This is a genomic window from Bradyrhizobium campsiandrae, from assembly GCF_014529705.1.
In the GTDB taxonomy this organism is placed as follows: domain Bacteria; phylum Pseudomonadota; class Alphaproteobacteria; order Rhizobiales; family Xanthobacteraceae; genus Bradyrhizobium; species Bradyrhizobium campsiandrae.
In genome coordinates this window covers 159,026-168,457 of record NZ_JAANIH010000011.1, presented here as the reverse complement: position 1 = coordinate 168,457, position 9,432 = coordinate 159,026, and the positions used below count along the sequence as shown (strand labels likewise).

The window sequence follows — 9,432 nt, the reverse complement described above, 5'->3', positions numbered from 1 at the left end:
AACCCCCTCCCTGACCCTCCCCCACAAGGGGGGAGGGAACGGAGAGAGTGTGCCTCGGAAGAGTTCGCAGCCACCGAGCTTAATCCGATCACGCCGCTTTCGACTCGGCCGCGAGCGAGGCAAACGTCTTGCCCTCTGCAGCGAGTTTCTTCAGCAGCGGCGCGGGCTCGAGGCTCGGGTCGTTGGTCTCCTTGGCGTAGAAGGCCAGACGATCGGCGATGTGCTTGAGGCCGACGCTGTCGGCCCAGAACATCGGGCCGCCGCGGTAGATCGGCCAGCCATAGCCATAGAGCCAGACCACGTCGATGTCGGAGGGACGCGCCGCAATGCCCTCTTCGAGGATCTTCGCGCCCTCGTTGATCATCGGGTACATCATGCGCTCGAGGATCTCCTCGTCGCTGACGATTCGCTTCTTGCGCCCCAGACGCAGCAGCGTCTCGTCGATCAGCTTCTCGACTTCAGGGTCGGGCAGCGGCGCGCGGGAGCCGGCTTCGTACTTGTAGTAGCCCTTGCCGGTCTTCTGGCCGAAGCGGCCGGCTTCGCACAGCGCATCCGCGATCTCGGACTTGATGCCGCGATCTTTCCGCGAGCGCCAGCCGATGTCGAGGCCGGCGAGATCGCCCATCGCGAACGGTCCCATCGGCATGCCGAATTTCGTCACCACGGCATCGACTTGTTGCGGCAAGGCACCTTCGAACAAGAGCTTCTCCGACTGCTTGCCGCGCTGGGCGAGCATGCGGTTGCCGACGAAGCCGTCGCAGACGCCGACCACGGCCGGCACCTTCGCGATCTTGCGCGCGATGCTCACGGCGGTGACCAGCGCATCCGGCGCGGTCTTGTCGGCGCGCACGATCTCACACAGCTTCATGACGTTGGCCGGCGAGAAGAAGTGCATGCCGAGCACGTCCTGCGGTCGCTTGGTCGACTTCGCGATCTCGTCGATGTTCAGATAGGAAGTGTTGGAGGCGAGCACGGCGCCCGGCTTGGCGTACTGGTCGAGCTTGCCGAACACTTCCTTCTTCACCGCCATGGTCTCGAACACGGCTTCGATGACGAGGTCGGCATCGCCGACATTCTCGATGCCGACGACGCCGTTGATCAGCGCCATGCGCTTGGCCGGTGCATCCGCGGGAATGCCGCCGCGCGCCGCGGTTGCCTCCCAGTTCTTCTGCATGATGCCCATGCCGCGCTTGAGCTGCTCCTCGCCGGTTTCGATCAGGGTGACGGGGACGCCGGCATTGGCAAAGGACATCGCGATGCCGCCGCCCATGGTGCCGGCGCCCAAAATGGCGACTCGGTTGACGGGACGGGGCTTGGTGCCTTCAGGCACGCCCGCGATCTTGTTAGCCTCGCGCTCGGCGAAGAAGGCGTAGCGCTGCGCCTTGGACTGGTCGCTGGCGACCAGCTTGAGGAAGCCCTCGCGCTCCTTCTTCAGACCTTCGTCGAATGGAAGATCGATCGCGTAGCCGACGGCATCGGCGGCCGCGAACGGCGCCTCCAGGCCGCGCGACTTCTTGGTCATGGCGGCGACCGCATTGGTGAAGATCGAGCGGTCGGCCTTGGCGGCCGCGATCTTGGAATCGTCGTCACGCAGGCGGCGCAGCGGACGCTTCTCGGCCAGCAGCTTTCGCACGAAGGCTTCGCCGCCCGACGCCGGCCCCTCGATGATCTCCTCGATCAGGCCGTGCTTGAGCGCTTCCGCAGCCCCGATCGGGTCGCCACCGACGATCATCTTGACCGCGAGCTCCGGCCCAACCGCGCGCGGCAGGCGCTGGGTGCCGCCGGCGCCCGGCAAGAGGCCAAGCTTCACCTCGGGCAGGCCGAGCTTGGCCTCTTTCACCGCGACGCGGAAATGACAGGCGAGCGCGACCTCGAGGCCGCCGCCGAGCGCGGTGCCGTGGATCGCGGCGACGACGGGCTTGGGCGAATTCTCGATCTCGGCGAGCACCTCATTGAGCGCAGGCGGCTTTGGCGGCTTGCCGAATTCGGTGATGTCGGCGCCGGCGATGAAGGTGCGGCCGGCGCAGGTCAGCACGATGCCCTTGATGGCGGGATCGGCGACCGCGGCCTTGATGCATTCCAGGATGCCACCGCGGACTGCGGCACTCAGCGCATTGACCGGCGGGCTGTCGACCGTGACGATCCCGATTTCGTCATGACGCTCAAGCTTGACCACTTCGCTCACGGTGTCCCTCCTTGGTGGGGATTTACTTTTGTTCGATTTCGCGGTGCGGAATTTAATTCCGCATCTTGACGGCAGGGTTATTTTGAAGCACGTGGCTTGTCAACGACTCCGCGCAAGAAGCAGATCAGGGATGAAGCGTACAGGAAAGAAGACTGCGACCGATCGGAATTTCGTCGTCGCGCTTTCCCGCGGACTGGACGTATTGCGCGCTTTCCAACCCCATGACGGTCTGCTCGGCAACCAGGAGATTGCGGCCCGCACCAATCTGCCGAAGCCGACCGTGTCGCGGCTGACCTACACGCTGACGAAGCTCGGTTATCTGACACCGGTTCCCCGTTTCGAGAAGTACCAGCTCGCACCGGCTGCGATGGCGCTGGGTTATGCGGCGTTGTCCAATCTCGGCGTTCGGCATTTGTCCGAACCGTTTCGCGAGGAAGTGATGCGCGCGACCGGCGGCGCCGTCGCGATCGGCGGCCGCGACCGCCACAGCATGATCTATTTCGGGCAAAGCCGCGGCAGCGAGACGGTCGGCGTTCAACTGGACGTCGGCTCCCGCGTGCCGATTGCAACCAGCGCGATGGGCCGCGCCTATTTCTGGGCGCTCGACGACGAGAACCGCGCCGAGGTCACGCGCATCCTGCGCGAACATTACGGCAGCCGCTGGCCCAAGATGCGCGATGGACTGGAACGTTCGGGCGAGACGGTCGCGAAATACGGTTTCGCGATTTCGGTCGGCGACTGGCATGACGACATCGGCGCAGCCGGCGTCGCGCTCAAGCTCAACGACGGAACCGGGCCTTACGCATTCAACTGCGGTGCACCCGCATTCCGCTTCACGGAAGAGCGCTTGATCAACGACATTGGACCGCGCTTGCTGGCGATGGTAAGGAACATCGAAGCGGCACTGGGGGGCCTGATGCCGCAATCGAAAAAAGAAATCAGCAAAAAGCTGAAACCAGGAGGAAAAGTTGCGCGTGTGGCCGAGGGGTTCAGATAGCCTTTGTCATCATCGGGAGCGGTCCGCATCGCCCCAACGCCCACTGAGTGACGTGGGCGAGACGACATGACGCAGGCACAGCTCGCGCAGGGGACATCGCCCCTGCTCGCGGTACGCGACGTCAGCGTCGTGTTCGGCGGCATCGTCGCGCTCAACGGCGTGTCCTTCGACATGCACCAGGGCCAGATCCTCGGCTTGATCGGCCCCAACGGCGCCGGCAAGACCACGCTGTTCAACTGCCTCTCCCGGCTCTATCAGCCCTCATCCGGCGACATCCTGATGGAGGGCGTGAGCATTTTGTCGCGCCCGCCGCACCGCATCGCCGAGATCGGCATCGGTCGCACCTTCCAGAACGTGGCACTGTTTCCGAACTTGTCGGTGATGGACAATGTCCGCGTCGGCACCCATGCCCGCACCTCCTCCGACATCATCAGCGACTCGCTGCGCCTTGCCTGGATACGCAAGAGCGAGAGCAGCGTGAACAAGAAGGTGCACGAGATCCTCGCCTATCTCGACCTGGAGGACGTCGCCCACACCGCCGTCTCCGGTCTGCCCTTCGGCACGCAGAAGCGCGTCGAATTGGCGCGGGCGCTGGCGGCTGACCCGAAGATCCTGCTGCTCGACGAGCCCGCCGGCGGCCTCAACCACGAAGAGGTCTATGTTCTCGGCGACCTCATCCGCAAAATCCGGGACGAGCGCCGCATGACCGTGCTGCTGGTCGAGCACCACATGGGCCTCGTGATGTCGATCGCCGACCACGTCGTGGCGCTGAATTTCGGCAAGAAGCTCGCGGAAGGCACGCCCGCCCAGGTGCAGGCGGACCCCGACGTCATCAAGGCCTATCTCGGGAGCAAGGACCAATGACGCAACTTCTCAACGTCAAGGACCTGCGCGCCTATTACGGCCAGGTCCAGGCGCTTCACGGCCTCACCTTCTCGCTGAACGAGGGCTCGCTGACGACGCTGCTCGGCGCCAACGGCGCCGGCAAGACCACGACGCTGCGCGCGATCTGCAACATGGTGCGCTCCACCGGCGGCATCGAGTTCGACGGCAAGCCGCTGAACAACCGATCCACCGAAAGCATCGTGCGGTTCGGCATCGCCCATGTGCCGCAGGGCCGCGGCACCTTCACCACCATGACGGTGGAGGAGAATCTCCAGCTCGGGGCGATCACGCGCAAGGACAATGCCGGCATCGTCTCCGACATCGAGCGCATGTACGCGCATTTCCCGGTGCTGAAGCAGCGGCACACCCAGCAGGCCGGCACGCTCTCCGGCGGCGAGCAGCAGATGCTCGCGGTCGCCCGCGCCTTGATGTTGCGGCCGCGGCTGATGCTGCTCGACGAGCCGTCCTTCGGCCTTGCCCCGCTCGTCGTGCGCGACCTGTTCGGCATCCTCGGCAAGATTAACCGCGAGGACAAGGTGTCGATCCTGGTGGTCGAACAGAACGCCCAACTCGCGCTCGAACTGGCCGACCAGGCCTATGTGATCGAAACCGGCCGTATCGTGATGTCGGGCAATGCCAAGGACATCGCGAACAACGAAGAAATCCGCAAATCCTATCTGGGTTACTGAGGAGCCGGCACGATGGAGCTGTTTACCAACCAGGTCCTGGCCGGCATTGCGACCGGCGCGATCTATGCCTGCATGGCGCTCGCGGTGGTCATGATCTACCAGGCCATCGACCATCTCAATTTCGCCCAAGGCGAGATGGCGATGTTCTCGACCTTCATCTCCTGGCAGCTGATACAGTGGGGCGTGCCCTATTGGGGCGCCTTCATCATCACGCTGGCGTTTTCGTTCGTCGCCGGCATCGCGATCGAGCGGATTCTCTTCAAGCCGCTCGCCAAGGCGCCGGTGCTGACCAACGTCGCCGGCTTCATCGCGCTGTTTGCGATCATCAACTCGTCGGCCGGCCTGATCTGGGACTTCACCATCAAGCAATATCCGACCCCGTTCGGCTCCGCGCCGTTCCTCGGCAGCCAGCTGATCTCGACCCACCAGGCCGGCATGATCGGCGTCACCGTGCTGCTGCTGCTCGGCCTCTACTTCTTCTTCCAGTACACCCGCATCGGCCTTGCCATGCGCGCCGCCGCCTCGGTGCCTGAATCGGCCCGCCTCGTCGGCATCAACACCTCCTGGATGATCGCGCTCGGCTGGGGCATGGCGACTGCGATCGGCTCGATCGCAGGCATGCTGATTGCCCCGGTCGTGTTCCTCGAGCCCAACATGATGGGCGGCGTCTTGATCTACGGCTTTGCCGCGGCCGTGCTCGGCGGCCTCACCTCACCGTTCGGCGCCGTGGTCGGCGGCTTCCTGGTCGGCATCTTCGAGAACCTCGCCGGCACCTACATTCCCGGTGTCGGCAACGAGCTGAAACTCCCGATCGCGCTCGCGCTGATCATCTCCGTCCTGGTCGTCAAACCCGCTGGCCTGTTCGGCCGGCACATCGTCAAGCGAGTTTGATCATGAGCGCAGCCGAAGAAGTCGTCGCCGAAGGCAACGAGGCGGTCGAAGCCGTTCCGAAGCGGGCCATGACGCTGGGCACCGGCACCTCGCTGGTGGTGCTGCTGCTTCTCATCGCCGTCCCCTTGTTTGCGAAGAATTTCGTGATCTTCCAGCTGACCCAGCTGCTGTATCTGGGCCTCGCCGTGCTGGCGCTGAACATCCTGACCGGCGGAAGCGGCCAGTTTTCGCTCGGCCAGAGCGCGTTCTACGGCATCGGCGCCTACGTCACCGCCGTGATGATGGAGCAGTTCAACGTCCCCTATTTCCTCTGCCTGCCGGTGGCGGGCGTGCTCTGCTTCGGCGCCGGCTTCCTGTTCGGCCAGCCGGCGCTGCGACTCTCCGGCGTCTATCTCGCGCTTGCGACCTTCGCGCTCGCCACCGCGATGCCGCAGCTGCTGAAGCTGAACTTCCTCGAGCACTGGACCGGCGGCGTGCAGGGCCTCGTCGTCACCAAGCCCGACGCACCGTTCGGGCTGAAGATGTCGCAGGACATGTGGCTCTACTACTTCACGCTCGTCGTCGTGCTCATGATCTACGTCTTCTCGGTGAACCTGTTGCGCTCCCGCTCCGGCCGCGCCTTCATGGCGATCCGCGACAACGAGATCGCCGCCTCCGCCATGGGCGTCAACGTCGCGCTCTACAAGACGCTCGCCTTCGGCGTCTCCGCCGGCATCACCGGCGTCGCCGGCGGCCTCAGTGCGATCGCGGTGCAGTTCGTCGCGCCCGACAGCTTCACCATCACGCTGGCGATCCAGCTGTTCCTCGGCATGGTCGTCGGCGGCGTCGGCTGGCTGCCCGGCTCGATCATCGGCGCCGCCTTCATCATCTTCGTGCCGAACATCGCGGAAGGCATCTCCAAGGGCCTCTCCGGCGCCGTGTTCGGCGTGCTCCTGTTCCTGGTCATCTACCTCGTGCCGCATGGCGCGAGGCAGGTCGCGATCCTGGGCCAGCAACTCGCCGGTCGGCTCAGGAAGAACTAACCCCATCGTCAAGACAGTCATATCAACCAAGGAGACCCAATTGCTTTTCGGAAGAACACTGCGAACCGCCACATTTGCAACGGCGGTCGCCGCGCTCGCGACCAGCGCCGCCCTCGCCCAGAAGACATACGACACCGGCGCATCCGACACCGAGATCAAGATCGGCAACATCATGCCGTACAGCGGCCCGGCCTCGGCCTATGGCATCATCGGCAAGACCGAAGAAGCCTATATCAAGATGATCAACGACAAGGGCGGCATCAACGGCCGCAAGATCAACTTCGTCAGCTATGACGACGGCTATTCACCGCCGAAGGCCGTGGAGCAGGTCCGCAAGCTGGTCGAGAGCGACGAGGTGCTCGCGGTGTTCAACCCGCTCGGCACGCCCTCGAACACTGCGATCCAGAAATACCTCAACGCCAAGAAGATTCCGCAGCTGTTCGTCGCCACCGGCGCCACCAAGTGGAACGACCCGAAGAACTTCCCCTGGACCATCGGCTGGCAGCCCTCCTACCAGAGCGAAGCGCAGATCTACGCGAAATGGCTGATGAAGGAGAAGCCCGACGCCAAGGTCGCGATCCTCTATCAGAACGACGATTTCGGCAAAGACTACCTCAAGGGCACCAAGGATGGCCTCGGTCCCAAAGGGGCTTCCATGATCATCATGGAAGAGAGCTACGAGATCTCCGAGCCGTCGATCGACGGCCACATCGTCAAGCTCAAGGCCGCCAATCCCGACGTGTTGCTGATCTATGCGACGCCGAAGTTCGCGGCGCAGACCATCAAGAAGACCGCGGAGCTCGGCTGGAAGCCGCTCCAGATCCTCACCAACGTGTCGATCTCGGTCGGCAGCGTGATGAAGCCGGCCGGCTTCGAGGCCTCGCAGAACGTGCTCTCGGCGGCCTATGCCAAGGACTCCACCGACCCGCAATGGGCCAACGACCCCGGCATGAAGAGGTGGAACGAATTCGTCGACAAGTACATGCCCGGCGCCGACAAGACCGACACCGGCATGGTCTACGGCTATGGTGCCGCATCGACCTTGGTCAAGACGCTGGAAATGTGCGGCGACAACCTGACCCGCGCCAACGTGATGAAGCAGGCCGCGAGCCTGAAGGACTTTGCACCGGATACGCTGCTGCCCGGCGTCAAGATCAACACCAGCGCCACCGACTTCGCGCCGATCTCGCAGCTTCAGATGCAGCGCTTCAAGGGCGAGAAGTGGGAACTCTTCGGCGACATCATCAACGGTGACGTCGCTCCGGAATAGCGCGTCGTCGCAATAGTCCAAACTGACGAGGCCCCCGCGAGCGATCGCGGGGGCTTTTTGTTGACGTCATGGATCAATCTTGTTCAATGCGATGCCGATCCAGGTGAGGCGGGAGAGCAATGGCTGTCGTTCGGTTTCAGGTTGCAGCGCTTTCGGCTGCATTCGCATTGTGCACTGCGATGAGCAATCCCGCGCTGGCGCAGAAGGCTTACGACAGCGGCGCCTCCGATACCGAGATCAAGATCGGCAACATCATGCCCTATAGCGGCCCGGCCTCCGCCTATGCCGTGATCGGCAAGGCCGAGGAGGCCTATTTCAACAAGGTCAATGCCGAGGGCGGCATCAACGGCCGCAAGATCAAATTCATCTCGTATGACGATGCCTATTCGCCGCCCAAGACGGTGGAGCAGGCGCGCAAGCTGGTCGAGAGCGACAACGTGCTCCTGATCTTCGGCTCGCTCGGCACCTCCACCAATGGTGCCATCCGCAAGTACATGAACGAGAAGAAGGTCCCGCAATTGTTCGTGGCGAGCGGCGCCTCGAAGTGGAACGATCCGAAGCAATATCCCTGGACCATGGGTTGGCAGCCGAGCTACGCCAGCGAGGCCAGGATCTACGCCAAGTACATCATGAAGGAGAAGCCTGACGCGAAGATCGGCGTGCTCTTCCAGAACGACGATTTCGGCAAGGACTACCTGAAGGGCCTGAAGGACGGGCTTGGCGCCAAAGCCGCGATGATCGTGTTGGAGGAGCCCTACGACACTTCGGAGCCTGCGGTCGACGAGCATGTCGTCAAGCTGAAGGCCTCGGGCGCCGACGTCTTCCTCAGCATCACCACGCCGAAATTCGCGGCGCAAGCGATCAAGAAGGCGGCCGAGATCAACTGGCACCCGGTCCACATCATCTCCAACGTCTCGGCGTCGGTCGGCGGCGTGATCGAGCCGGCAGGACTCGAGATCTCGCAAGGAATCCTGTCGGCAAGCTACACCAAGGACGGCTCCGATCCGCAATGGAATGCCGATGACGGCATGAAGAAGTTCTACAACTTCCTCGCGCAGTACGATGCGAAGGCCAACAAGCTCGACGCCGGCGTGGTGTTCGGCTATGCGGCCGCACAGACCATGGTGAAGGTGCTGCAGATGTGCGGCGACAACCTGACCCGCGACAACGTCATGAAGCAGGCCGCCTCATTGCGGGATTTCGAGCCCGACACGCTGCTGCCCGGCATCAAGATCAACACCGCGCCTGACAATTTCGCGCCGATCGAGCAGCTCCAGATGATGCGGTTCAAGGGCAAGGCCTGGGAATTGTTCGGCGACATCATATCGAGCGATCTCGGACACTGACCGCAGCCAAAGATTGCTTCTACTTAATAGATCAACCCGAGAGAGCTGCTCCGTCTCGCAGTTGCGCAGGCGTGTCTGACTACTAAAGACGCAGCCCCTGCGACGCCGGCGCGCGGGCTTTCTGTTGAAGGCCCCGCGCAAATCGTA

Annotated in this window: 8 protein-coding genes; 7 read left to right on the top strand and 1 reads right to left on the bottom strand. The window is 63.4% G+C overall.

What is annotated here, in order from left to right; translation table 11 throughout:
• Positions 1-88 precede the first annotated feature (88 nt).
• Positions 89-2,185 carry a 3-hydroxyacyl-CoA dehydrogenase NAD-binding domain-containing protein gene (locus G8O24_RS10940; protein ID WP_188099024.1) on the bottom strand — a complete coding sequence of 699 codons (2,097 nt, stop codon included), beginning with the start codon at positions 2,183-2,185 and terminating at the stop codon, positions 89-91.
• Between the two features lie 130 nt (positions 2,186-2,315).
• Here G8O24_RS10940 and G8O24_RS10935 point away from each other — a divergent pair, with 130 nt between their 5' ends.
• The 7 genes from G8O24_RS10935 (at position 2,316) to G8O24_RS10905 (ending at position 9,285) form a co-directional block, all read left to right on the top strand.
• Positions 2,316-3,182, top strand: coding sequence for an IclR family transcriptional regulator (locus G8O24_RS10935; protein WP_188099034.1), 867 nt, complete (start codon positions 2,316-2,318; stop codon positions 3,180-3,182).
• Positions 3,183-3,248: 66 nt separating this feature from the next.
• On the top strand, positions 3,249-4,046 hold the full coding sequence (locus tag G8O24_RS10930) for an ABC transporter ATP-binding protein (RefSeq protein WP_188099022.1): 798 nt from the start codon (positions 3,249-3,251) through the stop codon (positions 4,044-4,046).
• Positions 4,043-4,756 (top strand): ABC transporter ATP-binding protein, encoded by a 714-nt coding sequence (locus tag G8O24_RS10925; protein WP_188099020.1) that lies wholly within the window; start codon positions 4,043-4,045, stop codon positions 4,754-4,756. Before G8O24_RS10930 ends, G8O24_RS10925 begins: the two co-directional genes overlap by 4 nt.
• A 12-nt stretch (positions 4,757-4,768) precedes the next feature.
• On the top strand, positions 4,769-5,647 hold the full coding sequence (locus tag G8O24_RS10920; RefSeq protein WP_188099018.1) for a branched-chain amino acid ABC transporter permease: 879 nt from the start codon (positions 4,769-4,771) through the stop codon (positions 5,645-5,647).
• 2 nt (positions 5,648-5,649) lie between these two features.
• Positions 5,650-6,669, top strand: a complete 1,020-nt coding sequence (locus G8O24_RS10915) for a branched-chain amino acid ABC transporter permease (RefSeq protein WP_188099016.1) — start codon at positions 5,650-5,652, stop codon at positions 6,667-6,669.
• A 40-nt stretch (positions 6,670-6,709) separates the two neighbouring features.
• On the top strand, positions 6,710-7,939 hold the full coding sequence (locus G8O24_RS10910; RefSeq protein ID WP_188099014.1) for an ABC transporter substrate-binding protein: 1,230 nt from the start codon (positions 6,710-6,712) through the stop codon (positions 7,937-7,939).
• A gap of 119 nt (positions 7,940-8,058) precedes the next feature.
• Complete coding sequence (locus G8O24_RS10905; RefSeq protein WP_188099012.1) at positions 8,059-9,285, top strand: ABC transporter substrate-binding protein; 1,227 nt, start codon at positions 8,059-8,061, stop codon at positions 9,283-9,285.
• Positions 9,286-9,432: the final 147 nt, after the last annotated feature.